The 21,315-nt window shown below is 49.7% G+C and carries 33 protein-coding genes; 32 read left to right on the forward strand and 1 reads right to left on the reverse strand.

What is annotated here, in order from left to right; genetic code table 11:
• Positions 1-97: 97 nt before the first annotated feature.
• The 32 genes from rpsJ (at position 98) to SU32_RS08520 (ending at position 19,660) form a co-directional block, all read left to right on the forward strand.
• A complete protein-coding gene (gene rpsJ / locus SU32_RS08365) occupies positions 98-406 on the forward strand; it encodes a 30S ribosomal protein S10 (RefSeq protein WP_026481640.1) in 309 nt (102 codons plus the stop codon).
• 24 nt (positions 407-430) lie between these two features.
• Positions 431-1,135 carry a 50S ribosomal protein L3 gene (gene rplC / locus SU32_RS08370; protein ID WP_053998907.1) on the forward strand — a complete coding sequence of 235 codons (705 nt, stop codon included), beginning with the start codon at positions 431-433 and terminating at the stop codon, positions 1,133-1,135.
• A complete protein-coding gene (rplD, locus tag SU32_RS08375; RefSeq protein WP_053998908.1) occupies positions 1,135-1,752 on the forward strand; it encodes a 50S ribosomal protein L4 in 618 nt (205 codons plus the stop codon). The genes rplC and rplD overlap by 1 nt, the downstream gene beginning before the upstream one ends.
• A complete protein-coding gene (locus SU32_RS08380; protein WP_053998909.1) occupies positions 1,749-2,042 on the forward strand; it encodes a 50S ribosomal protein L23 in 294 nt (97 codons plus the stop codon). The genes rplD and SU32_RS08380 overlap by 4 nt, the downstream gene beginning before the upstream one ends.
• Before the next feature lie 20 nt (positions 2,043-2,062).
• A complete protein-coding gene (gene rplB, locus SU32_RS08385) occupies positions 2,063-2,896 on the forward strand; it encodes a 50S ribosomal protein L2 (RefSeq protein WP_053998910.1) in 834 nt (277 codons plus the stop codon).
• Between the two features lie 18 nt (positions 2,897-2,914).
• The gene (gene rpsS / locus SU32_RS08390; RefSeq protein WP_026481645.1) at positions 2,915-3,193 is read left to right on the forward strand and encodes a 30S ribosomal protein S19; all 279 of its coding nucleotides are present in this window, start codon (positions 2,915-2,917) and stop codon (positions 3,191-3,193) included.
• A 3-nt stretch (positions 3,194-3,196) separates the two neighbouring features.
• Positions 3,197-3,586 (forward strand): 50S ribosomal protein L22, encoded by a 390-nt coding sequence (gene rplV / locus SU32_RS08395; protein WP_053998911.1) that lies wholly within the window; start codon positions 3,197-3,199, stop codon positions 3,584-3,586.
• Complete coding sequence (gene rpsC / locus SU32_RS08400; RefSeq protein ID WP_053998912.1) at positions 3,586-4,296, forward strand: 30S ribosomal protein S3; 711 nt, start codon at positions 3,586-3,588, stop codon at positions 4,294-4,296. Before rplV ends, rpsC begins: the two co-directional genes overlap by 1 nt.
• Positions 4,297-4,321: 25 nt before the next feature.
• Complete coding sequence (gene rplP / locus SU32_RS08405) at positions 4,322-4,735, forward strand: 50S ribosomal protein L16 (protein ID WP_053998913.1); 414 nt, start codon at positions 4,322-4,324, stop codon at positions 4,733-4,735.
• 11 nt (positions 4,736-4,746) lie between these two features.
• A complete protein-coding gene (gene rpmC / locus SU32_RS08410) occupies positions 4,747-4,947 on the forward strand; it encodes a 50S ribosomal protein L29 (protein WP_053998914.1) in 201 nt (66 codons plus the stop codon).
• A gap of 12 nt (positions 4,948-4,959) precedes the next feature.
• The gene (gene rpsQ / locus SU32_RS08415) at positions 4,960-5,190 is read left to right on the forward strand and encodes a 30S ribosomal protein S17 (protein ID WP_053998915.1); all 231 of its coding nucleotides are present in this window, start codon (positions 4,960-4,962) and stop codon (positions 5,188-5,190) included.
• Positions 5,191-5,259: 69 nt separating this feature from the next.
• Positions 5,260-5,628 carry a 50S ribosomal protein L14 gene (rplN, locus tag SU32_RS08420; RefSeq protein ID WP_053998916.1) on the forward strand — a complete coding sequence of 123 codons (369 nt, stop codon included), beginning with the start codon at positions 5,260-5,262 and terminating at the stop codon, positions 5,626-5,628.
• A gap of 11 nt (positions 5,629-5,639) precedes the next feature.
• Positions 5,640-5,951: a 50S ribosomal protein L24 gene (gene rplX / locus SU32_RS08425; protein ID WP_053998917.1), complete on the forward strand. Its 312-nt coding sequence runs from the start codon at positions 5,640-5,642 to the stop codon at positions 5,949-5,951.
• Complete coding sequence (gene rplE / locus SU32_RS08430; RefSeq protein WP_053998918.1) at positions 5,944-6,504, forward strand: 50S ribosomal protein L5; 561 nt, start codon at positions 5,944-5,946, stop codon at positions 6,502-6,504. Before rplX ends, rplE begins: the two co-directional genes overlap by 8 nt.
• A 26-nt stretch (positions 6,505-6,530) precedes the next feature.
• A complete protein-coding gene (gene rpsN / locus SU32_RS08435; RefSeq protein ID WP_053998919.1) occupies positions 6,531-6,836 on the forward strand; it encodes a 30S ribosomal protein S14 in 306 nt (101 codons plus the stop codon).
• Positions 6,837-6,848: 12 nt separating this feature from the next.
• The gene (gene rpsH / locus SU32_RS08440) at positions 6,849-7,247 is read left to right on the forward strand and encodes a 30S ribosomal protein S8 (RefSeq protein WP_026481655.1); all 399 of its coding nucleotides are present in this window, start codon (positions 6,849-6,851) and stop codon (positions 7,245-7,247) included.
• Positions 7,248-7,291: 44 nt separating this feature from the next.
• Positions 7,292-7,825, forward strand: coding sequence for a 50S ribosomal protein L6 (rplF, locus tag SU32_RS08445; protein WP_053998920.1), 534 nt, complete (start codon positions 7,292-7,294; stop codon positions 7,823-7,825).
• An 11-nt stretch (positions 7,826-7,836) separates the two neighbouring features.
• Positions 7,837-8,199 (forward strand): 50S ribosomal protein L18, encoded by a 363-nt coding sequence (gene rplR / locus SU32_RS08450; protein ID WP_053998921.1) that lies wholly within the window; start codon positions 7,837-7,839, stop codon positions 8,197-8,199.
• Positions 8,200-8,326: 127 nt separating this feature from the next.
• Positions 8,327-8,890: a 30S ribosomal protein S5 gene (gene rpsE, locus SU32_RS08455; protein ID WP_026481658.1), complete on the forward strand. Its 564-nt coding sequence runs from the start codon at positions 8,327-8,329 to the stop codon at positions 8,888-8,890.
• Between the two features lie 48 nt (positions 8,891-8,938).
• A complete protein-coding gene (gene rpmD / locus SU32_RS08460) occupies positions 8,939-9,139 on the forward strand; it encodes a 50S ribosomal protein L30 (protein WP_053998922.1) in 201 nt (66 codons plus the stop codon).
• An 18-nt stretch (positions 9,140-9,157) separates the two neighbouring features.
• Entirely contained in the window at positions 9,158-9,631 is a 474-nt protein-coding gene (gene rplO, locus SU32_RS08465; protein WP_053998923.1) for a 50S ribosomal protein L15, read from the forward strand.
• Between the two features lie 181 nt (positions 9,632-9,812).
• Positions 9,813-11,153 carry a preprotein translocase subunit SecY gene (gene secY / locus SU32_RS08470; RefSeq protein ID WP_053998924.1) on the forward strand — a complete coding sequence of 447 codons (1,341 nt, stop codon included), beginning with the start codon at positions 9,813-9,815 and terminating at the stop codon, positions 11,151-11,153.
• Positions 11,150-11,800, forward strand: coding sequence for an adenylate kinase (locus tag SU32_RS08475; RefSeq protein ID WP_053998925.1), 651 nt, complete (start codon positions 11,150-11,152; stop codon positions 11,798-11,800). The genes secY and SU32_RS08475 overlap by 4 nt, the downstream gene beginning before the upstream one ends.
• A gap of 222 nt (positions 11,801-12,022) precedes the next feature.
• Positions 12,023-12,391, forward strand: coding sequence for a 30S ribosomal protein S13 (gene rpsM, locus SU32_RS08480; RefSeq protein WP_053998926.1), 369 nt, complete (start codon positions 12,023-12,025; stop codon positions 12,389-12,391).
• A 63-nt stretch (positions 12,392-12,454) separates the two neighbouring features.
• The gene (gene rpsK / locus SU32_RS08485) at positions 12,455-12,844 is read left to right on the forward strand and encodes a 30S ribosomal protein S11 (protein ID WP_053998927.1); all 390 of its coding nucleotides are present in this window, start codon (positions 12,455-12,457) and stop codon (positions 12,842-12,844) included.
• 101 nt (positions 12,845-12,945) lie between these two features.
• Positions 12,946-13,953, forward strand: coding sequence for a DNA-directed RNA polymerase subunit alpha (locus tag SU32_RS08490; protein WP_053998928.1), 1,008 nt, complete (start codon positions 12,946-12,948; stop codon positions 13,951-13,953).
• Positions 13,954-13,999: 46 nt separating this feature from the next.
• The gene (rplQ, locus tag SU32_RS08495; RefSeq protein ID WP_053998929.1) at positions 14,000-14,428 is read left to right on the forward strand and encodes a 50S ribosomal protein L17; all 429 of its coding nucleotides are present in this window, start codon (positions 14,000-14,002) and stop codon (positions 14,426-14,428) included.
• A 97-nt stretch (positions 14,429-14,525) separates the two neighbouring features.
• Positions 14,526-16,037 carry a DegQ family serine endoprotease gene (locus SU32_RS08500; RefSeq protein WP_082376587.1) on the forward strand — a complete coding sequence of 504 codons (1,512 nt, stop codon included), beginning with the start codon at positions 14,526-14,528 and terminating at the stop codon, positions 16,035-16,037.
• 1 nt (position 16,038) lies between these two features.
• Positions 16,039-17,361 carry a replication-associated recombination protein A gene (locus tag SU32_RS08505; protein ID WP_053998930.1) on the forward strand — a complete coding sequence of 441 codons (1,323 nt, stop codon included), beginning with the start codon at positions 16,039-16,041 and terminating at the stop codon, positions 17,359-17,361.
• A gap of 80 nt (positions 17,362-17,441) precedes the next feature.
• Positions 17,442-18,263, forward strand: a complete 822-nt coding sequence (locus SU32_RS08510; RefSeq protein WP_053998931.1) for an aspartyl/asparaginyl beta-hydroxylase domain-containing protein — start codon at positions 17,442-17,444, stop codon at positions 18,261-18,263.
• 6 nt (positions 18,264-18,269) lie between these two features.
• On the forward strand, positions 18,270-18,650 hold the full coding sequence (gene crcB / locus SU32_RS08515; protein ID WP_053998932.1) for a fluoride efflux transporter CrcB: 381 nt from the start codon (positions 18,270-18,272) through the stop codon (positions 18,648-18,650).
• Positions 18,651-18,658: 8 nt separating this feature from the next.
• Positions 18,659-19,660 carry an RluA family pseudouridine synthase gene (locus tag SU32_RS08520; RefSeq protein ID WP_053998933.1) on the forward strand — a complete coding sequence of 334 codons (1,002 nt, stop codon included), beginning with the start codon at positions 18,659-18,661 and terminating at the stop codon, positions 19,658-19,660.
• Between the two features lie 2 nt (positions 19,661-19,662).
• Here SU32_RS08520 and SU32_RS08525 read toward each other — a convergent pair whose 3' ends face one another.
• Positions 19,663-21,255 carry an MBL fold metallo-hydrolase gene (locus SU32_RS08525; RefSeq protein ID WP_245625510.1) on the reverse strand — a complete coding sequence of 531 codons (1,593 nt, stop codon included), beginning with the start codon at positions 21,253-21,255 and terminating at the stop codon, positions 19,663-19,665.
• Positions 21,256-21,315: the final 60 nt, after the last annotated feature.

Genomic DNA, 21,315 nt, shown 5'->3' on the forward strand with positions numbered 1-21,315 from the left:
CGGGCATCGTTTCTAAAATTCTGAAGTAAGTCGTTACTATCAAGCAGATCGGGCGCGGCACACGCTGCGCCTTGATGCTTGAATGAGGAGCCAGTTAATGAACGGCCAAAATATTCGCATCCGCCTTAAGGCGTTTGATCACCGCGTACTGGACGCATCTACACGTGAGATCGTGTCGACTGCTAAACGTACAGGTGCTGGTGTACGTGGTCCTGTACCACTACCGACACGGATTGAAAAATTCACCGTGAACCGGTCGCCGCACATCGACAAGAAAAGCCGTGAACAGTTCGAGATGCGCACTCATAAGCGTTTGCTCGATATCGTTGACCCAACACCACAAACAGTGGACGCGCTGATGAAGCTCGACCTTGCTGCCGGTGTTGATGTTGAGATTAAGCTGTAAGCACGGGATCGGAAGGACGAACCAATGCGTTCAGGTATTATTGCACAGAAGCTGGGTATGACCCGCATCTATACAGATGAGGGTATCAACACACCGGTCACAGTTCTCCGCGTTGAGAACTGTCAGGTTGTTGCTCAGCGTACTGCCGACAAAAACGGCTATACAGCTGTTCAACTCGGCGTTGGCTTTGCGAAGCCAAAAAACGTTTCAAAAGCGATGCGCGGTCATTTTGCCAAGGCATCTGTTGAGCCAAAGCGCCGCTTGGCTGAGTTCCGCGTATCAGAAGACAATCTTCTGGATGTTGGCGCTGAGATCGTAGCGAGCCACTTTGTTGCCGGTCAAAAAGTTGACTGCACAGGCACAACACAAGGTAAAGGCTTTGCCGGTGTTATGAAGCGTCACAACTTCGGTGGCGGTCGCGCAACACACGGTAACTCGCTTTCACACCGTTCGCATGGTTCGACAGGTATGTGTCAGGATCCGGGCAAAGTCTTCAAAGGTAAGAAGATGGCCGGTCACATGGGCGCTACCCGTGTAACAACACAGAACCTCGAAATTGTATCAACTGATGAAGATCGTGGTTTGATCCTCGTTAAAGGTGCCGTTCCTGGCTCAAAGGGTGCATGGATTTTGATCAAGGACGCTGTTAAAGGCGATCTTCCTGACAATGTTCCAATGCCTGCTGCGATCCGTGGTTCAGCTGCACCAGCTGCTGAGGGAGCCGAGTAATGGAAATTTCAGTAACCAAACTTGATGGCAAGTCTGCCGGTAAGGTAAAAGTTTCTGACGCTGTATTTGGTCTTGAGCCACGTGCCGACCTTCTTCAGCGTATGGTCAACTATCAGCTGGCCAAGAAACAGCAGGGTACACATGTAACGCAAGGTCGTTCCGACGTTGCCCGTACAGGTGCCCGCTTGTACCGCCAAAAAGGTACAGGTAAGGCCCGTCACCATGCCGCATCAGCGCCACAGTTCCGTGGTGGTGGTAAAGCACACGGTCCAGTTGCTCGCAGTCATGCGATCGACCTGCCGAAAAAAGTTCGCGCCCTGGCTCTGCGCCATGCGCTTTCTGCCAAAGCTCAGTCAGAATCTATCGTTGTTCTTGACGATATGACGAGCGACGGCAAAACCAAGTCTCTGGCTGCACAGTTTGAGGCACTGGGTTTGAAAAACGCATTGTTCATCGGTGGTGAAACAATCGATGCGAATTTCAAAAACGCTGCTGCAAACCTGGCGCACATTGATGTGCTCCCAATTCAGGGCATCAACGTATATGACATCTTGCGTCGCAACACATTGGTGTTGTCGAAAGCGGCTGTCGAAGCTCTTGAGGAGCGTTTTAAATGACCGATTTACGCCACTATGATGTGATCGTATCACCGGCAATTACGGAAAAAGCGACGCTTGTGTCTGAACACAACCAAGTTGTTTTTAATGTAGCGCGTGATGCATCCAAGCCGGAAATCAAAGCGGCTGTAGAAGCCTTGTTCAATGTCAAGGTTAAAGCAGTGAACACTTTGGTCCGTAAAGGCAAACTTAAGCGCTTCCGCGGCATTCAGGGCCGTCAGAGCAATGTTAAAAAAGCCATTGTGACACTGGTTGACGGCCAGTCGATCGATGTTGCAACCGGCCTATAAGGGCGACGGGGTAATAGATTATGGCATTGAAGAAATTTAATCCGACAACACCAAGCCAACGTCAGTTGGTGATTGTCGACCGCTCTGGCCTTCACAAAGGCAAGCCTGTCAAATCTTTGACACAAGGCCTTTCGAAGTCAGGTGGACGTAACAATACGGGCCGCATTACTGCGTACCAAAAAGGTGGTGGCCACAAGCGCACTTACCGTATCATTGATTTCAAACGTCGTAAGTTTGATGTTCAGGGTACTGTCGAGCGTTTGGAATATGACCCGAACCGCACAGCCTTTATTGCACTGATCAAGTATGATGATGGCGAGCTTGCTTACATTCTGGCTCCGCAGCGTTTGTCTGCTGGCGATAAAGTTATCGCTGCTGAACGTGCTGACGTGAAGCCGGGCAACGCAATGCCGCTGAAATCAATGCCGATTGGTACGATTGTTCACAATGTTGAGCTTAAGCCAGGCAAGGGTGCACAGGTTGCACGTTCTGCTGGCGCTTATGCCCAGCTTGTTGGCCGTGATGCCGGTATGGCTATCCTTCGCCTGAACTCAGGTGAGCAGCGCCTTGTTTCCGGTACATGTATGGCAACTGTCGGTGCTGTATCGAACCCGGATCACTCAAACATCAATTTGGGTAAAGCCGGTCGCAGCCGCTGGCTCGGTCGCCGTCCGCATGTTCGCGGTGTTGTTATGAACCCTGTTGATCACCCGCACGGTGGTGGTGAAGGCCGTACATCAGGTGGCCGTCATCCAGTGACACCTTGGGGTAAGCCGACGAAAGGCAAGCGTACACGCTCCAATAAGTCGACTGATCAATTCATCATGCGCTCACGTCACGCGCGTAAGAAATAAGTAGAGAGGAATAGCCATATGGCTCGTTCAGTTTGGAAAGGTCCGTTCGTAGACGGCTATCTTCTCAAGAAAGCTGAGAAGGCCCGCGAAAGCGGTCGTCACGACGTTATCAAAATCTGGAGCCGTCGTTCGACGGTTCTACCGCAGTTCGTTGGTTTGACATTCGGTGTCTACAACGGTCAGAAGCACATCCCAGTGTCCATTTCTGAGGACATGGTTGGCCATAAGTTCGGTGAGTTTGCGCCTTCACGCACTTACTACGGACACGGCGCCGACAAAAAGGCGAAGAGGAAGTAACCGATGGGTAAGCCTAAGGCACCACGCCGCTTGGCGGATAATGAGGCACGCGCAGTCACTAAGACTATTCGCGTTAGCCCTCAGAAGCTGAATCTTGTTGCAGAATTGATCCGCGGCAAGAAAGTATCAGCAGCACTTGCTGATCTTGAATTCTCGCGCAAGCGTATTTCAGGTACAGTGAAAAAGACACTTGAGTCCGCAATTGCGAACGCAGAAAACAACCATGATCTGGATGTTGATGCGCTGGTGGTGGCTGAGGCTTATGTCGGCAAATCAATCGTAATGAAACGCTTTATGGCACGTGGCCGTGGTCGCGCCAGCCGTATCGTGAAGCCATTTTCACACTTGACGATCGTTGTTCGTGAAGTTGAAGAGACAGAGGAGGCCGCGTAATGGGTCAGAAGATTAACCCAATCGGTTTTCGTCTTGGCATCAACCGCACGTGGGATTCACGTTGGTATGCTAACACTGGTGAATATGGCCAGTTGCTGCATGAAGATCTGAAAATCCGCAAGTTTCTTGAAAAAGAACTGAAGCAGGCAGCCGTTGCTAAGATCGTTATCGAGCGCCCACACAAGAAGTGCCGTGTGACAATTCACTCTGCACGTCCGGGCATCATCATCGGCAAAAAAGGCGCGGACATCGAGAAACTTCGCAAGAAGATTTCTGAGCTGACCGACGCTGAAACACACCTCAACATTGTTGAAGTGCGTAAGCCTGAAGTTGATGCAACGCTTGTTGCTCAGTCAATCGCACAGCAGCTGGAACGCCGTGTTGCATTCCGCCGCGCTATGAAACGCGCTGTTCAGTCAGCAATGCGTCTTGGCGCACAAGGCATCAAGATCACTTCCGGTGGTCGTCTTGGCGGTGCAGAGATTGCCCGTATTGAATGGTACCGCGAAGGTCGCGTTCCATTGCACACACTGCGCGCTGACATTGATTACGGTACTGCAGAAGCTGAAACAGCTTACGGTATTATCGGCATCAAAGTCTGGATCTTCAAAGGTGAAATCCTTGAGCACGATCCAATGGCTTCTGAGCGTCGCGCTATGGAAAACGACAGCCAGGGCGGTGGTAACAACCGTCGCCGCGAAAACGCTTAACGCGCCCTGGATTGGAGAATAGAAAATGTTGCAACCGAAACGGACGAAGTTCCGCAAACAGTTCAAAGGTAAAATCCACGGCGTCGCTAAAGGCGGTACGGATTTGAACTTTGGTGCTTACGGTTTGAAAGCACTTGAGCCTAACCGCGTTAATGCGCGTGAAATCGAAGCGGCCCGCCGCGCGATCACACGTCACATGAAACGTGCAGGCCGTGTTTGGATCCGTATTTTCCCTGACACACCGGTCACATCAAAACCGACCGAAGTGCGTATGGGTAAAGGTAAGGGTTCTGTCGATTATTGGGCAGCCCGCGTTAAACCTGGCCGCGTTATGTTTGAAATTGATGGTGTTCCAGAAGATATCGCACGTGAGGCGCTTCGCCTTGGTTCTGCGAAGCTTTCTGTGAAGACACGCTTCATTCAGCGCATTGGCGAGTAGGGGATAGAATTATGAAACCTGCAGACATCCGCGCACTCACTGCCGATCAATTGGCAGAAGAACTCGAAAAACTGAAGAAAGAGCAGTTCAACCTGCGCTTTCAAGGTGCCACAAACCAGCTTGAGAAGACAAACCGTGTTCGCCAAGTTCGCCGTGACATCGCACGCATTAAAACTATTGCCGGCCAGATGGCTGACAAGGCAAAAGCTTAAAGGGACGACAAAATGCCAAAACGTATTTTGCAAGGTGTCGTTGTAAGCGACAAAAACGAGAAAACGGTTGTCGTACGCGTTGAGCGTCGATTTGCACATCCGCTCTTGAAAAAAACTGTTCGTCGGTCTAAGCGCTACCAGGCGCATGACGAATCTAACCAAATTAAGGTTGGGGAGCAGGTCTCAATTCAAGAGTGTGCACCAATTTCTAAAAGCAAGCGTTGGACAGTTGTTACCGCTTAATTTCGGTAACCTGTTTGATTTAGTTAGTACCCGGTTGTCCGGGCAAAAGAGAAACAAAGGCATCCAGTCATGATTCAGATGCAAACAAACCTCGACGTCGCCGATAATTCTGGCGCTCGTCGTGTTCAGTGCATCAAAGTGCTTGGCGGTTCAAAGCGCAAATACGCTTCTGTAGGCGACGTTATCGTTGTCTCTGTAAAAGAAGCTATTCCACGCGGACGCGTCAAAAAAGGTGATGTTATGAAAGCTGTTGTTGTACGCACAGCTAAAGACATCCGCCGCACAGATGGCAGTGTAATTCGCTTTGACGGCAATGCAGCCGTTTTGGTGGACGGTAAATCAGAACCAGTTGGCACACGTATTTTCGGCCCTGTACCACGCGAATTGCGCGGTAAGAAGCACATGAAAATCATCTCGCTTGCGCCAGAAGTGTTGTAGGAGACGGAGTTATGCAAAAAATCCGTAAAGGCGATAAAGTCGTCGTACTCACCGGTAAAGATAAAGGCCGTTCAGGTGATGTAGCAAAAGTAATGCCGAAAGACGGCAAAGCTGTTGTTACAGGTATCAATATGGTGAAACGCCACACACGCCAGTCACAAACAAGCGAAGGTGGCATTATTTCAAAAGAAGCGCCAATCCAGTTGTCGAATTTGGCAATTGTTGATCCGAAAGACGGCAAGCCGACACGTGTTGGTTTTCGCATGGAAGGCGACAAGAAAGTGCGTTTCGCAAAACGTTCTGGAGATTTGATCGATGGCTGAAGCTAATTATGAGCCGCGCCTGAAGGTTCAGTACCGCGACGCAATCCGTGGCCAAATGCAAGAATCGTTCTCATACAAGAACGTCATGCAGATCCCAGAGGTAACGAAAATCGTTATCAATATGGGTATTGGTGAAGCAACAAACGATTCCAAGCGTCCTGCAAAGGCTGCTGAAGAATTGTCTTTGATCGCCGGCCAAAAAGCGCAAGTTACTTATGCCCGCAACTCTATTGCCGGCTTTAAAGTGCGCGAAGATATGCCGCTTGGCTGTAAAGTTACTTTACGTGGCCAGCGTATGTATGAATTCATGGACCGCCTGGTCACAATCGCGCTGCCGCGCGTTCGTGACTTCCGTGGCCTGAATCCAAAAAGCTTTGATGGCCGTGGCAACTTTGCCATGGGCCTTAAAGAACACATCGTGTTCCCGGAAATCGACTACGATAAAGTCGACAATATTCTGGGAATGGACATTATCGTTTGTACGAGTGCGACAAACAATGAGGAAGCATTGGCTTTGCTTAAAGCCTTCAACTTCCCATTCCCGTCAAACTAACGGCAAGCAACACAAGGTGTATTCGAATGGCTAAAGTTAGCGCAATCGAGAAGAACAAACGCCGCCGTCAACTGGTGGATAAATATGCTGAAAAGCGCGCTGCGCTCAAAGCAATCGTTATGGACCGTTCTCTTCCTATTGAAGAGCGTTTTAAAGCGAATATCAAATTGGCAGCTTTGCCGCGTAACGGTGCGAAAATCCGCGTCCGTAACCGCTGTGAAGTATCCGGTCGTCCACGCGGTTTCTACCGCAAGCTACGTATGTCACGTATCGCACTGCGCGATCTTGGCAGCACAGGCAAAGTGCCTGGCGTTGTGAAATCTAGCTGGTAAGGAGAGGCCTCAATGTCGGTTTCAGATCCAGTCGGCGATATGCTGACCCGTATTCGCAACGGTTTGCACCGCTCTAAAGGCAGCGTATCTACGCCTGCCTCTAAGCAGCGTGCCCGCGTGCTTGATGTTCTTCAGTCTGAAGGTTACATCCGTGGATATTCACAGGTTGAGTATGGTACAGGCAAATCCGAGTTCGTTATCGAACTTAAATATGCTGAAGGCCAGCCTGTAATTCGTAAGATCGAGCGTGTTTCCAAGCCTGGCCGCCGTGTATATGTTGGCGTTAAGTCAATCGAACATGTGGCAAACGGTTTGGGTATCTCAATTCTGTCAACACCGTCAGGTGTTATGGCAGATCACGATGCTCGTGAGAAAAATGTTGGTGGCGAGTTGCTCTGCCGCGTATTCTAACGCGAAACTGAGCATTCCGAATTTAAGAACGGACAGGTAATAAAATGTCTCGTATTGGTAAAAGAGCGGTTGCCCTTCCAGATGGCGTTTCAGCCACGCTAGAAGGCAATGTCGTTAAAGCTAAAGGCCCTAAGGGTGAGCTGGAATTCGTCGCCAACGATGAAGTTATTGTTGAGGTAAAAGACGGAGAGATTTCTGTTCAACCTCGCGATAACTCTAAAGTTGCACGATCAAAGTGGGGCATGTCCCGCACGATGATCCAGAACATCGTTGATGGCGTTAAAAACGGTTTTGAGCGTAAGCTTGAAATCAATGGTGTTGGTTACCGTGCTTCTATGCAAGGTAAAAACATTCAGTTGGCTGTCGGCTATTCGCATGATGTTGTTTATCAGGTGCCTGAAGGCGTATCTGCTGCAACACCGAAGCCTACAGAAATCGTGTTGACCGGCATAGACAAGCAGCAGCTTGGTCAAGTCGCGGCTGAAATTCGTAAATTCCGCTCACCTGAGCCTTACAAAGGCAAAGGTATCAAATATGCGGAAGAAACGATCATCCGCAAAGAAGGTAAGAAGAAGTAAGGACCGCTATCATGGCTTCAAACAAGCAAGCAGTGCAGCGTCGCGCACAACGCGTTCGCCGCCAGCTGAAGAAGGTAGGCAATGGCCGCGTGCGCCTTTCGGTTTACCGCTCTTCAAAGAACATCTATGCGCAACTCATTGATGATGCAGCAGGCAACACTATTGCTTCTGCTTCAACTCTGGATGCGGATCTTCGTAAGTCACTTAAATCAGGTGCTGATATCAATGCGGCGACTGCTGTCGGCAAACTTGTTGCTGAACGTGCGTCTAAAGCAGGTATCAAAGAAGTCGTCTTCGACCGTGGACCATATATTTTCCACGGCCGTGTAAAAGCTTTGGCTGACGCTGCCCGTGAGGGTGGCCTGACGTTCTAATTTGAACGTAAAGCTGGACAGTTTTAGCCCGCTGGTTTAAGCGGGCTAAATTACATCTATGGGGCTGCTTTGGTTGCTCTGTTTTTGTTTAACCCCGTGCTTCCGGAAAAAAATAAGGATTAGGGAAATGGCACAAGATCGTGGTGGTCGTAATGACCGCAACAACCGCGAGGAAGTCGACAGCGAATTCGTCGACAAGCTCGTTCATATTAACCGCGTTGCGAAAGTGGTAAAAGGCGGCCGTCGCTTTGGTTTTGCCGCGCTCGTCGTTGTTGGCGACCAGAAAGGCCGTGTTGGCTTTGGTCATGGTAAAGCACGTGAAGTGCCTGAAGCTATCCGCAAGGCGACTGAAGCTGCAAAACGCGAAATGATTTTCGTTCCATTGCGCAGCGGCCGTACATTGCACCACGACGTTAAAGGCCGTCATGGCGCTGGTAAAGTTGTTCTTCGTGCAGCACCTGCCGGTACTGGTATTATTGCCGGTGGTCCTATGCGTGCGGTTTTCGAAACTGTGGGCATGCACGACGTTGTTGCAAAGTCTGTTGGTTCTTCAAACCCATACAACATGGTTCGTGCGACATTTGACGCATTGAAAAACCAAATGCACCCGAAAGACATCGCTGCTCAGCGCGGTGTTAAATACTCAACACTTCAGGCGCGTCGTCGCGATCTGATTGGCACCGAAGAATAGGAACGGTGAAACCGTCCTTCGGGACATGTTTTACAGAGGAATTGCACTATGGTTGATAAATCCAAAGGCGCGACTGTCACCGTTGAACAGATCGGCAGCCCAATCCGCCGCTCAGCAGATCAGCGCAAAACGCTTATCGGTCTGGGCCTGAACAAATTGCATCGTGTTCGCACACTGGAAGATACACCAGCTGTTCGCGGCATGATCCTTAAAGTCTCTCACCTCGTTCGTGTACACGACGACGCTTGATAGACCGGAGTATTTGATATGAAACTCAATGAAATACGCGATAATGAGGGCGCAACGCACTCTAAAATCCGTGTTGGCCGCGGTATTGGCTCTGGCAAGGGCAAAACCGGCGGACGCGGCGTTAAAGGTCAGAAGTCACGTTCAGGCGTGGCGATCAAAGGCTACGAGGGCGGCCAAATGCCGATCTATCGTCGCCTGCCTAAGCGCGGCTTTACCAACGTTTTCACAAAGAACTTCAATGTCGTTTCTATTGAGCGCCTTGAAGCTGCTATTGAAGCTAAGAAGCTTGATGCCAAGAAAACCATTACAATCGATACATTGATCGAAGCAGGCGTTTGCCGCCGTGCTTTGGATGGTGTTCGTGTTCTTGGTGACGGCGAAGCAAAGTCCAAGCTTAATCTGGAAGTTGCCGGCGCATCAAAGTCAGCAATTGAGAAAATTGAAAAAGCCGGTGGTAAAGTTACTGTTCTTGCCTCTGCTTCGGACGAATAATATACTTTTTTCGAGAACGGCGGGCCATGTGCCCGCCTTTTTTGTTTGTACCTGTGGTTTTATGCGTTAATGACGGCTGGTGTCACTGACTTTGTGACTTGCACGTCTCGTCTCTTATGCCTATCTGAGGTAAATCTGCAGAGTCGAGTAGTGACCGCGGAATAGCGAACCGGAGAATTCTATGGCCTCTGCTGCCGAACAATTAGCTTCTAATATGAATTTTGGCGCCTTTTCGAAGGCAACTGAGCTTAAAAAGCGTATTTGGTTTACGCTGGGCGCTCTGCTTGTTTATCGTCTGGGTACTTATATCCCGCTGCCCGGATTGAACATGGATGCTTTCGCTCAGGCTTTCCAAAGCCAGTCGAGCGGTATTCTGGGTCAATTCAACATGTTTGCCGGTGGCGCGATTGAGCGCATGGCGATCTTTGCGCTCGGCATCATGCCATATATTTCAGCGTCGATTGCTATTCAGTTGATGACATCTGTCATTCCGCAGCTCGAACAGCTTAAGAAAGAGGGCGAGCAGGGGCGTAAGGTTATCAACCAATATACGCGCTATGGCACGGTGTTCTTGGCGACATTGCAGGCTTACGGCATTGCTGTGGGGTTGGAAGGCGGTAACGGTATTGTTGCTGATCCAGGCTGGTTCTTCCGTTTCTCTACAGTGATTTCACTTGTTGGCGGTACAATGTTCCTGATGTGGCTTGGCGAGCAGATTACTGCGCGTGGCATCGGTAACGGTATTTCATTGATCATCTTTGCGGGCATTGTTGCCGGTATGCCTTCCGCGATTGCCGGAACCCTTGAATTGAGCCGTACGGGCGCGCTTTCTGCCGGTCTTGTTGTTGCTATTCTGGTTCTTGCAATTGCGATCATTGGTTTGATCGTCTTTGTTGAGCGTGCGCAGCGCCGTTTGCTTATCCAGTACCCGAAACGTCAGGTTGGTAACCGGATGTTCCAAGGCGATACATCGCACTTGCCTTTGAAGCTGAACACAGCGGGTGTTATTCCGGCAATCTTTGCATCATCTTTATTGCTTTTACCTGCTACGCTTGCCGGTTTCTCTGACACCAGCAACCTGCCGGACTGGGCAACAAGTGCCTTGGCAGCGCTTGGCCACGGGCAGCCGCTCTATATGGTCTTTTACGGTGCACTGATCGCATTCTTTGCGTTCTTCTACACTGCGATTGTTTTCAATCCGCAAGAAACCGCGGATAACCTCAAGAATCATTCAGGCTTTATTCCTGGTATTCGTCCGGGTGCACGTACAGCCGAATACATTGACTATGTTTTGACACGTATCACTGTCGTTGGCGCAATCTACCTTGTTCTGGTTTGTCTATTACCCGAATTTCTAATAGCGCGTACCGGCGTACCGTTTTATCTGGGCGGTACATCATTGCTGATTGTGGTCAGCGTCACACTGGATACGGTCGCTCAGGTGCAAGGTCATCTCATCGCCCACCAGTATGAAGGCTTGATCAAGAAGTCTAAATTGCGTGGGGGGAAAAAGCGTCGATGAGACTAATTTTACTAGGACCGCCAGGGGCAGGTAAGGGCACTCAGGCGCAAAAGCTTGTTGATGCTTATGGCATTCCCCAGCTTTCAACAGGTGATATGCTACGTGCTGCCGTTGCTGCCGGTACAGAAGTCGGCCTACGCGCCAAAAGTGTTATGGATGCCGGCAATTTGGTTTCGGACGACATTGTGAATGCAATTGTGTCCGAGCGTCTCGAACAGCCTGATTGTGAAAAAGGATTCATTCTTGACGGCTATCCGCGCACGCTCGCACAAGCTGATTCCGTAGAAGACCTGCTCGCTGAAAAGGGTATGCCTTTGGATGTCGTTATTGAGCTGGCTGTTGAAGACGAAGTTCTTGTCGAGCGTATTTCCGGCCGGTTCACATGTGCAAATTGTGGTGCCGGTTACAACGACACTTTGCAGCCTACGGCTAAAGAAGGTGTTTGTGACAAATGCGGCGGCACAGAGTTCAAACGCCGCAAGGATGATAATCCGGAAGCGTTGAAAACACGGCTTATGGCGTATTATAAAGAAACATCGCCGTTGCTTGGCTATTATTATGCTAAAGGTATGCTCCAGTCTGTCGACGGATTACAGGCAATTGAGCAAGTTGGCGAAAGTATTAAAGCAGTTCTGGACGAAGTTTGATCCAAAACTATAGAAATATCAGTAGTTGGTATGATTCATGCGTGCCGACTGTTGACAGTTGTTGGTGTCAGGCTTATAGCCCACCGACTCCCTTATAATCGTGTGGATTTTTGAGTCCTTTTCTGGATCGGTTTACACATTTGACAGTGAGCTCCGCAGGGGCCGGCCTCCACCGGACGCGGAAAATATAATCGCCATTTTGGCATACATGGAGTATAGAGCATGGCTCGTATTGCAGGGGTTAACATCCCAACACAAAAACGCGTAATTATCGCACTACAATACATTCATGGTATTGGCGCGCAATTCGCGAAAGAAATTATCGAAAAGAACAACATTGCCCCTGAGCGTCGCGTAAATGAATTGTCAGACGCTGAAGTTCTTGGCATTCGCGAAACAATCGACCGTGACTATCAGGTTGAAGGTGATCTTCGCCGCGAAACATCCATGAATGTTAAGCGTTTGATGGACCTTGGTTGTTACCGTGGCCTGCGCCACCGTCGCGGCCTTCCTGTTCGTGGTCAGCGTACGCACACAAATGCGCGCACACGTAAAGGTCCGGCTAAAGCGATCGCTGGTAAGAAGAAATAATTACAATTTATACGGTTTAGCCGCCGGCACTACGGCGGCGCTTGAAATCAAAGGAACGATTTAATGGCTAAAGAAGCTGCTCGCGTTAAACGCCGCGAAAAGAAGAATATTTCATCTGGCATTGCTCATGTGAACTCTACTTTCAACAACACAATGATCACTATCACGGATGCTCAAGGCAACGCGATTGCTTGGTCTTCAGCTGGTATGCAGGGCTTTAAAGGCTCACGTAAGTCAACGCCGTTTGCGGCTCAGATGGCTGCGGAAGACTGTGCAAAGAAAGCACAAGAGCACGGTATGAAGTCTTTGGAAGTTGAAGTTAACGGTCCTGGTTCCGGTCGTGAATCAGCATTGCGCGCGTTGCAGGCTGCGGGTTTCACAATTACGTCTATCCGTGATGTGACAACTATTCCGCACAATGGCTGCCGCCCTAAAAAACGTCGCCGGGTATAAATCCGACCACGATGTGATTTGGGTGTCGTTAATCCAGCGATACTCGATAAAAGACAAAGCGCTACGATTGGATGGTAGCGTTGTAGTTGAAGGAAAATGCTGTGATACAAAAAAACTGGCAAGAACTGATCAAACCGAGCAAGGTTGAGTTCAAAGGTTCAGGAAGTAAAGTGTCTTTGATGGTCGAGCCGCTTGAGCGTGGTTTCGGTCTGACTTTGGGCAACGCGCTGCGTCGCGTTTTGCTATCATCACTTCGTGGTGCCGCTGTTACTGCGGTGCAAATCGACGGCGTACTGCATGAGTTCTCTTCAATTTCCGGTGTTCGCGAAGATGTTACCGACATCATTTTGAACATTAAGGAAATTGCGATCAGCATGGAAGGCGATGGCCCGAAACGTATGGTTGTGCGTAAGCAGGGACCGGGCGCTGTTTTGGCTTCTGATATTCAGACTGTTGGTGATGTTGAGATTCTCAACCCTGACCATGTCTTGTGTACGCTTGATGAAGGCGCTGAAATCCGTATGGAATTCACCGTTGATGCAGGTAAAGGATATGTTCCTGCAGAACGCAACCGCGCTGAAGATGCACCAATTGGTCTTATTCCGGTCGATAGTCTTTATTCACCTGTTCGCAAAGTGTCTTACAAAGTTGAGAACACACGCGAAGGTCAGGTTCTTGACTACGATAAGCTGCTTATGACGATTGAAACAAACGGTGCTGTTTCCGGTGAAGATGCTGTGGCGTTTGCTGCGCGTATCCTGCAGGACCAGCTCGGCGTGTTTGTGAACTTCGAAGAGCCGGAAAAAGAAGCACAGGAAGAGCAGGTTCAGGAACTTGCGTTCAACCCGGCGCTTCTTAAGAAGGTTGACGAACTGGAACTTTCTGTTCGTTCTGCAAACTGCCTGAAGAACGACAATATTGTTTATATTGGCGATCTTATCCAGAAGAGCGAAGGTGAAATGCTCCGTACGCCTAACTTCGGTCGTAAGTCTCTTAACGAGATTAAAGAAGTTTTGGCATCTATGGGTCTGCATCTTGGTATGGAAGTACCAACATGGCCACCGGAAAACATCGAAGATCTCGCAAAACGTTACGAAGATCATTATTAATTTTTGAACTTAATCCGGCTGAGCCGGGCAACCTAGGAGAAGGCTCATGCGCCACGGAAAATCAGGCCGCAAGCTAAACCGTACAAGCAGCCACCGCAAAGCAATGTTTGCGAATATGGCAGCGTCACTTATTGAACACGAACAGATCGTGACAACTTTGCCAAAAGCAAAGGAATTGCGTCCGATCGTCGAAAAGCTCGTTACTTTGGGCAAGCGTGGTGATCTTCACGCACGCCGTCAGGTGGCAGCTTCTATTCGTGACGAAGCTCAGACACGCAAATTGTTTGCGTCACTGGCACCGCGTTATGTGGACCGTCACGGCGGTTACTTGCGAATCATGAAAGCGGGCTTCCGCACCGGTGATAACGCACCTATGGCTGTTATCGAATTTGTTGATCGTGATGTTGATGCTCGCGGCGCGGCCGACCGTGCGCGTGTTGAAGCTGAAGAGAAAAACGAAGAAGCAGCAGCATAATTTCGCCATTTGAAGCGAATTGAGAAGTAAGGGCCTTTCGGGGCCCTTTTTTCGTTCTATATTGATGGTGCTATTGGTGATTTGCTTGGAGATCAGAATGCTTATTCGTATTTTTGCTACAGCTATGATGCTCATGGTTGTGACATCAGGCCCATTGCCTGCGCAGGCGCAAAATGCGGACAACAGTATTCGTGGTTTCCTCAATGAGTTGTTTCAGCCTAAAGAGCCCGAGCAGAGTAAACAGGCGCCCCAGACACAAGAAAGTGTGAATTCTACGACAAGGCGCGTACCGCTGGCACAAGGCGATATCCAACTCTCTTTTGCGCCGCTTGTTGAAAAAACATCACCTTCCGTTGTGAACGTTTATGCGGCGCGCAAGATCGAGCAAAGGCAATCGCCTTTTGCCGGTGATCCGTTTTTTGAGCAGTTCTTTGGCAACCGCCTAGGCCGGCGTCAGCCTCGCGTGGAATCGTCTCTGGGCTCCGGTGTAATTGTCGATAGTGCAGGGCTGGTTGTTACCAATAATCATGTGATTGATGGTGCGGACCAGATCAAAGTTGCTCTGTCGGACGGGCGTGAATTTGAAAGCGAAGTTGTTCTTCGCGATGAACGCTCCGATCTTGCGGTACTTAGAATTGAAACGGGTGAAGATTTACCTGCGCTCAGTTTTGCGGAATCCGATCAATTGCTGACAGGCGATCTGGTATTGGCGATCGGCAATCCGTTTGGTGTCGGCCAGACGATTACATCCGGTATTGTTTCTGCTGTCGCGCGCACACGCGTTGGCGTTTCTGATTTCGGCTTTTTTATCCAGACGGACGCAGCCATTAACCCCGGTAATTCGGGTGGCGCATTGATTGATATGAGTGGCAAGCTGGTGGGTATAAATACAGCTATTTTCAGTAGGTCCGGCGGATCAAATGGTATTGGCTTTGCGATACCGGCAAATATGGTTCGTGCTGTCGTTGCGCAGGCAAAAGGCGGCAGTGATGCTTTTGAAAGACCATATATAGGAGCGGATTTTGAGCCGGTAACACCAGACATTGCCGAAAGCCTTGGTCTGCAACGCCCGTCCGGTGCCATTATTGTAAGTGTTGTTGAAGATGGTCCGGCTGACAAAGCGGGTTTACGCGTTGGAGATGTGCTGCTTTCAATCGGCGGCAATCGCATAGAACATCCTGATGCGCTGGGCTACAGGCTTGCAACACTCTCTATTGATGAGAATGCCGAAGTGGATGTGTTTTCACGCGGCAGACTGGTTACACTGAAAATCAGACTTGAGGCGCCACCGGCCAACATACCGGCAGAACGTGTGGTAATTGAGGGACGCGGACCTTTCTCAGGTGCTGAAATTTCGGAGCCGTCACAAGACATTATCCGTCAATTGCGCATTCGCGGTGACGTGCAAGGTGTTATCATTACTGATATTGCGCGCGGATCAAACGCAGCCCGCGCCGGTTTCAGACCGGGCGATATTATTCTGGGTGTGAATGGCGAGGAAACAAACACGATTGAAAAGGCGAGTGCTGTTCTAAGCGAAGACCGCCGCTCATGGCGTTTTCATATCAACCGAAACGGGCGCACCATTCGCCAATTCTTGCGGTACTAATTTGGCGGGTCTTTTTGAAACAGACGAAACGAAGAGTCATAGCGGCGACGACCTAAATCGTCCGCTTGCTGACCGTTTGCGCCCGAAAGAGCTTTCAGACGTTGTCGGCCAAGAGCACCTGACCGGTGAAGAAGGCGTGCTAACGCGTTTGTTTTCTGCAGGCGGGACAGGAAGCCTTGTTCTGTGGGGCCCTCCCGGTACAGGTAAAACGACTCTAGCGCGGTTGATTGCGGGCAAAACGGATCACCATTTCGAGCAATTGTCGGCCATTTTCAGCGGTGTCTCTGATCTGAAAAAGATATTTGAATCGGCACGGTTGAGACGTAGCAACGGCACGGCGACCATTTTATTCGTCGATGAAATACACCGCTTTAATCGCGCGCAGCAGGATAGTTTTTTGCCTGTCATGGAAGATGGCACAATCACATTGATTGGCGCCACAACCGAAAATCCCTCTTTTGAGCTTAATGCCGCGCTGTTATCGCGTGCGCGCGTGCTAACGCTTAAACGCCATGATGAGGAAAGCCTGTCGCAGCTTTTGTCAAAGGCAGAGGAACTTATCGACCGTCCATTGCCGGTCGATGAGGAAGGGCGCGAGGCTATTATCGCAATGGCTGACGGCGACGGGCGGGCAGTCCTGACGCTTGCCGAAGAGCTTTACCGCTCGACATTGCCCGATGAGCGGCTTGGCGTTGATGGTTTGCGTAAAATATTGCAGCGGCGCGCGCCACTTTATGACAAGGGACAGGACGGCCATTACAACCTTATATCAGCATTGCATAAGTCCGTGCGCGGGTCTGATCCTGATGCAGCGCTCTATTATCTGGCACGAATGCTGGATGCGGGGGAGGACCCGCTTTATCTTGGGCGGCGCTTGGTTCGTATGGCCTCAGAAGATATAGGTCTTGCCGATCCGCAAGCACTGCAAATTACATTGGCTGCAAAAGATGCCTATGATTATCTTGGTTCGCCCGAAGGTGAGCTCGCGCTGGCACAGGCATGTGTTTATTTGGCTTCTGCACCAAAATCCAATGCGGTTTATACGGCTTATAAGATGGCGCGGGCATCGGCACAGCAATACGGTTCTTTGTTGCCACCTAAACATATTTTAAATGCGCCGACTAAATTGATGGGCGCAGAAGGCTACGGCGTTGGTTATCAGTATGATCATGATGCGCCGGACGCATTTTCCGGTCAGAACTATTTTCCTACGGAAATGGGCCGCCAGAAATATTATGAACCTGTTGAGCGGGGTTTCGAGCGTGATATCGGTAAACGTCTCGAATATTGGGCAAAGCTAAGAAAACAGCGCGGTCAATCCTGATAAGTGAACAATTTGCGCACTTGCTGATTGTTGGTTCAGTGCGTAAATGAAAATCTACTATAACCGGATGATGATCAGTGATGAAACGTGAAACGAAAAAGCTCATTAGAACTGTTGTTATCAGCACGGTAGTTCTGGCGGCTCTTCTTTATTTCATTCCGTGGATTACCATTTTCTGGCTTATATGCGGCCTGCTGGATATTTCCCGCAACAAGGCAAAAAACAATATGATGTTCAAGCGATATTTTGCCGGCAATGGATTGCTGACTTGGTTTTTGTCGCCAGTCAATTTGTTTATTGATCTAATTTCGCCGCGCAATCCCGGCGTTCTTAAACTGGACGATCTCCCAGAAACGCACCGCGCTGAAATTAATGAAGTTCTGAATGTTTTTCGAGACCAGAAAGACAATATTATTGCCGATATTGATGCGGTTTATGGTGAAGGCCGCCGTGGCATGTATGTGTACCGTTGGTTTGGCAAAAAGCAGATTGACAATGTGCCTGCGCTTAGCGGTGACTATAAATATGTGAAGACGATTGCTGTTTCAGTGTTCAGCGGTAAAGAAAAAACAACCTGGCACTACGGTCCGCACCGTTTGAGTTATCGCGTTTTACTTAATCTATCGCCTGTAGAAACGGATAAGGTATTTATCGAGTGTCAGGGCAAGAAGCATTTTTGGCACGAAGACCCGCTTTACATTTTCGACGACACATTGTTCCACCGTTCAATCAATGATTTGGATGCACGGCGCTATGTTGTCTTTATGGATGTGGCGCGGCCTAGCTATGCGCCTGGAATTATCGATGCTGGATTGTCGTTCGTTTCAACCGTTGGCGGCCGGATGAAAAAATTCTTTTATAAGAACTGGAAACTGATCGGAACGGGACCTAAAACTACGTGATGATGAATGTATAGTTTTTTTCTCATTGGTATCGGCGGCGCGTTAGGCGCAATGTTGCGGCACGGCGTGAACATGGGTGCTATGCGCATATTCGGTATCAATTTTCCGTATGGCACGATCATCGTCAATGTTATCGGCTCATTCCTGATGGGTGTTTTGATCGCTTATCTTGCGCGGCGGCTGGGCGCATCAAACCATGAATTGCGGCTCTTTCTTGCGACCGGTTTTCTGGGCGGGTTTACGACTTTTTCCGCCTTTTCGCTTGATGCGGTTGCCCTTTATGAACGGGGTGATATCACGCAAGCAGGTTTATATGTTGTAATGAGCGTCCTTATCTCAATAGGTGCGCTTTTTGCCGGATTGCTGCTGATGCGCAGCTTAGGTTAGGGAATTTTATGGCTGGCGTAGAAATCATCGAAGTTGATGGCGAAGAAGAAGGTATGCGCCTTGATCGTTGGTTTAAGGCACATTATCCGGGCTTGGGCTTCGGCGCGCTTCAAAAACTGCTGCGTTCGGGGCAGATACGTGTCGATGGCGGGCGCGTGAAATCTGATACCCGCCTGCAAAAAGGGCAAAGTGTTCGTATTCCGCCCATGCAAACGGATAGAGCAAGTGCCGGTGCCGGCAATATGACAGCGCATTCTATTCGCAATACGGGCGATGCCGAAGCGATCCGCAAAATGACATTGTTTGAAGATGAGCGTGTTCTCGTCATTAACAAGCCACCCGGTCTTTCCGTTCAGGGCGGCTCAAATGTGCCACGGCATATTGATGGCATGCTTGAAGCACTTCGCAATAAGAAAGGCGAAAAGCCGCGCCTGGTTCATCGTCTTGACCGCGATACGTCCGGCGTTCTTATGGTTGCAAAAACGCGCAGTGCTGCCCAAAAACTGTCAGAGGCTTTCCGTCACCGCGAAACCAAGAAAACCTATTGGGCGCTTGTAAAAGGTGCGCCGCCTAAAACCGAAGGCACAATCAAAAGCTGGCTGTTAAAAAAGCAAACGCCGGATGGTGACCGTATGGAAGTCGTTCGTCACGGTGTTAAAGGCGCTGATCATGCGGTCTCAAATTACCGTATTGTCGAGCGCATTGGCCAGCGCATGACGTGGCTTGAGCTGGAACCTTATACGGGGCGCACTCATCAGCTTCGGGTCCATACTTTGCAGATGGAGTGCCCAATTCTGGGCGATCCGAAATATTTTGAAGATGATCCGAATTGGGATTTTCCAGGCGGTATTCAAAACAAGCTTCATTTGCATGCGCGCCGCTTGCGTATACCGCATCCTTCAGGCGGTACTATGATCGATGTGAGCGCGCCAATGCCTCAACATATGGTCCAGAGCTGGAACTTGCTCGGCCTTGAAGAGGCAAGTGGCGATGAGATGGAAGAGAGCTGATTTTAAAGCTGAGATTTCAATTTGGCCAGCAAAGCACGTCTTTGCTGGTCATTTGTGCTTTTGTCCAAACGCTCTGTCAATTCAACCACAAAGGCGGCGTAGTCATTGTGCCAGTCAGTCTTCATTTCAGTGGTATCAATTCGCGGAGGCTTGGCACCGAGTGATTTTGCGCGTCCTTTTGAGGCCGGATCACCCGCTGTAAGTTCGAAACTTTCATCAAATTGCGGCATGTGGATGAGTTCAGGATCAAGCCCTTTTTCTATCAATAAGCCTTTCAGCACGGCGCGCGCATCGTCATCACTGTGGTTCAGAAATAGACCGCCCGCAATGGGTGAGCGCTCCATTATCCACTCGAGCAGCTCGCCCTGGTCCGCATGGGCTGAATAATTGCCTAAGCTTCTGATATCCGCTTTGACGGTAAATTCCTTACCATGAATGCGTACTTTTTTCGCGCCGGATGTAATCACGTGACCAAGGCTGCCGGGAGCCTGATAGCCGACAAAAATAATTGTCGCGTTGCGTTTCCAAATATTGTTTTTGATATGGTGCTGGATACGGCCTGCATCCGCCATGCCCGACGCGGAAATAATAATCGCGCCGCCTTTGATTTTGTTGATTGCTTTACTTTCATCAACGCTTTGGACCAACCGGAAGTCCTCATCGCGGAAGAGTTCACTATTGGCAATCTCCACGTCATCAAGGGTGTCTGCGTGCTTGATGAAAACTTCAGTTACTTTTTTTGCAAGCGGCGAGTCTAAAAACACTGTCGTTTGCGGCAGTTCGCCTTTGGCGAGCAGCGCGCCAATGTCATGCAGAAGCTCTTGGCTTCGCTCGACAGCAAAGGCTGGAATGACAATATTGCCGCCTTTGTTTAAGCCGCGAACCAGTTCGGCTTTGAGCATCTCACGGCGTTTTTCCAACGTGTAATCATCGCGTTCACGGTCGCCATAAGTGCTTTCGCAGATAATATAATCAAAACCGGTTTCACCGCCGGGTTCCGGATGGAACACTTTTTCTTCCGGTCCAATATCGCCGGAAAATAACAGGCGCATTGTATTGCCGTTGGCATCGGGAAATTTGACTTCCGCTGAGGCAGAGCCAAGTATGTGACCGGCATTCCAGAAACGGAATTGAATATCTTTTTGTGGTGAAAACCAGTTCCCGTAGTCTACTGCTTCTAGTAGTGGAAACACGCCTTTGGCGTGATCTTGCGTATAAAGCGGTTCAACCGGATCAAGCCCTTTTCGCGCACGCTTACGGTTTTCACGTTCATTATTGCCCTCTTGAATACGTGCTGAATCGAGCAGCATAAAACTCAATAAATCAACGGTCGGAGTCGTCGCATAGATCTTGCCTTTGAAGCCGTGCTTGATGAGTTTGGGTAAAAGGCCGGAATGGTCGATATGGGCGTGTGTCAGAATTAGAAAATCAGCTTGTGCTGCGTTAAAGGGAAAGTCCTGATCGTTCAGCGCCCGTATTGTTTTGTTGCCTTGGAACATGCCGCAATCAACAAGGAATTTCGTGCTTTGGGTCTCAATCATCGAGCAGGAACCGGTAACCGTGCCGGCGGCACCGAAGAATGAGAGCGTTGTCATGATCAGGGTATCCTTGTACATAAAAAAACGGCGGTATTTCTACCGCCGAGTTTTAGCTGT

The organism is Ahrensia marina (assembly GCF_001293565.1).
Classification (GTDB): Bacteria; Pseudomonadota; Alphaproteobacteria; order Rhizobiales; family Rhizobiaceae; genus Ahrensia; species Ahrensia marina.

Excerpts from the sequence above, each read along its gene's own strand:
- rpsJ (WP_026481640.1), top strand. The coding sequence starts at position 98 with ATGAACGGCCAAAATATTCGCATCCGCCTTAAGGCGTTTGATCACCGC.
- rplC (WP_053998907.1), top strand. The coding sequence starts at position 431 with ATGCGTTCAGGTATTATTGCACAGAAGCTGGGTATGACCCGCATCTAT.
- rplD (WP_053998908.1), top strand. The coding sequence starts at position 1,135 with ATGGAAATTTCAGTAACCAAACTTGATGGCAAGTCTGCCGGTAAGGTA.
- SU32_RS08380 (WP_053998909.1), top strand. The coding sequence starts at position 1,749 with ATGACCGATTTACGCCACTATGATGTGATCGTATCACCGGCAATTACG.
- rplB (WP_053998910.1), top strand. The coding sequence starts at position 2,063 with ATGGCATTGAAGAAATTTAATCCGACAACACCAAGCCAACGTCAGTTG.
- rpsS (WP_026481645.1), top strand. The coding sequence starts at position 2,915 with ATGGCTCGTTCAGTTTGGAAAGGTCCGTTCGTAGACGGCTATCTTCTC.
- rplV (WP_053998911.1), top strand. The coding sequence starts at position 3,197 with ATGGGTAAGCCTAAGGCACCACGCCGCTTGGCGGATAATGAGGCACGC.
- rpsC (WP_053998912.1), top strand. The coding sequence starts at position 3,586 with ATGGGTCAGAAGATTAACCCAATCGGTTTTCGTCTTGGCATCAACCGC.
- rplP (WP_053998913.1), top strand. The coding sequence starts at position 4,322 with ATGTTGCAACCGAAACGGACGAAGTTCCGCAAACAGTTCAAAGGTAAA.
- rpmC (WP_053998914.1), top strand. The coding sequence starts at position 4,747 with ATGAAACCTGCAGACATCCGCGCACTCACTGCCGATCAATTGGCAGAA.
- rpsQ (WP_053998915.1), top strand. The coding sequence starts at position 4,960 with ATGCCAAAACGTATTTTGCAAGGTGTCGTTGTAAGCGACAAAAACGAG.
- rplN (WP_053998916.1), top strand. The coding sequence starts at position 5,260 with ATGATTCAGATGCAAACAAACCTCGACGTCGCCGATAATTCTGGCGCT.
- rplX (WP_053998917.1), top strand. The coding sequence starts at position 5,640 with ATGCAAAAAATCCGTAAAGGCGATAAAGTCGTCGTACTCACCGGTAAA.
- rplE (WP_053998918.1), top strand. The coding sequence starts at position 5,944 with ATGGCTGAAGCTAATTATGAGCCGCGCCTGAAGGTTCAGTACCGCGAC.
- rpsN (WP_053998919.1), top strand. The coding sequence starts at position 6,531 with ATGGCTAAAGTTAGCGCAATCGAGAAGAACAAACGCCGCCGTCAACTG.
- rpsH (WP_026481655.1), top strand. The coding sequence starts at position 6,849 with ATGTCGGTTTCAGATCCAGTCGGCGATATGCTGACCCGTATTCGCAAC.
- rplF (WP_053998920.1), top strand. The coding sequence starts at position 7,292 with ATGTCTCGTATTGGTAAAAGAGCGGTTGCCCTTCCAGATGGCGTTTCA.
- rplR (WP_053998921.1), top strand. The coding sequence starts at position 7,837 with ATGGCTTCAAACAAGCAAGCAGTGCAGCGTCGCGCACAACGCGTTCGC.
- rpsE (WP_026481658.1), top strand. The coding sequence starts at position 8,327 with ATGGCACAAGATCGTGGTGGTCGTAATGACCGCAACAACCGCGAGGAA.
- rpmD (WP_053998922.1), top strand. The coding sequence starts at position 8,939 with ATGGTTGATAAATCCAAAGGCGCGACTGTCACCGTTGAACAGATCGGC.
- rplO (WP_053998923.1), top strand. The coding sequence starts at position 9,158 with ATGAAACTCAATGAAATACGCGATAATGAGGGCGCAACGCACTCTAAA.
- secY (WP_053998924.1), top strand. The coding sequence starts at position 9,813 with ATGGCCTCTGCTGCCGAACAATTAGCTTCTAATATGAATTTTGGCGCC.
- SU32_RS08475 (WP_053998925.1), top strand. The coding sequence starts at position 11,150 with ATGAGACTAATTTTACTAGGACCGCCAGGGGCAGGTAAGGGCACTCAG.
- rpsM (WP_053998926.1), top strand. The coding sequence starts at position 12,023 with ATGGCTCGTATTGCAGGGGTTAACATCCCAACACAAAAACGCGTAATT.
- rpsK (WP_053998927.1), top strand. The coding sequence starts at position 12,455 with ATGGCTAAAGAAGCTGCTCGCGTTAAACGCCGCGAAAAGAAGAATATT.
- rplQ (WP_053998929.1), top strand. The coding sequence starts at position 14,000 with ATGCGCCACGGAAAATCAGGCCGCAAGCTAAACCGTACAAGCAGCCAC.
- SU32_RS08500 (WP_082376587.1), top strand. The coding sequence starts at position 14,526 with ATGCTTATTCGTATTTTTGCTACAGCTATGATGCTCATGGTTGTGACA.
- SU32_RS08510 (WP_053998931.1), top strand. The coding sequence starts at position 17,442 with ATGAAACGTGAAACGAAAAAGCTCATTAGAACTGTTGTTATCAGCACG.
- crcB (WP_053998932.1), top strand. The coding sequence starts at position 18,270 with ATGTATAGTTTTTTTCTCATTGGTATCGGCGGCGCGTTAGGCGCAATG.
- SU32_RS08520 (WP_053998933.1), top strand. The coding sequence starts at position 18,659 with ATGGCTGGCGTAGAAATCATCGAAGTTGATGGCGAAGAAGAAGGTATG.
- SU32_RS08525 (WP_245625510.1), bottom strand. The coding sequence starts at position 21,255 with ATGACAACGCTCTCATTCTTCGGTGCCGCCGGCACGGTTACCGGTTCC.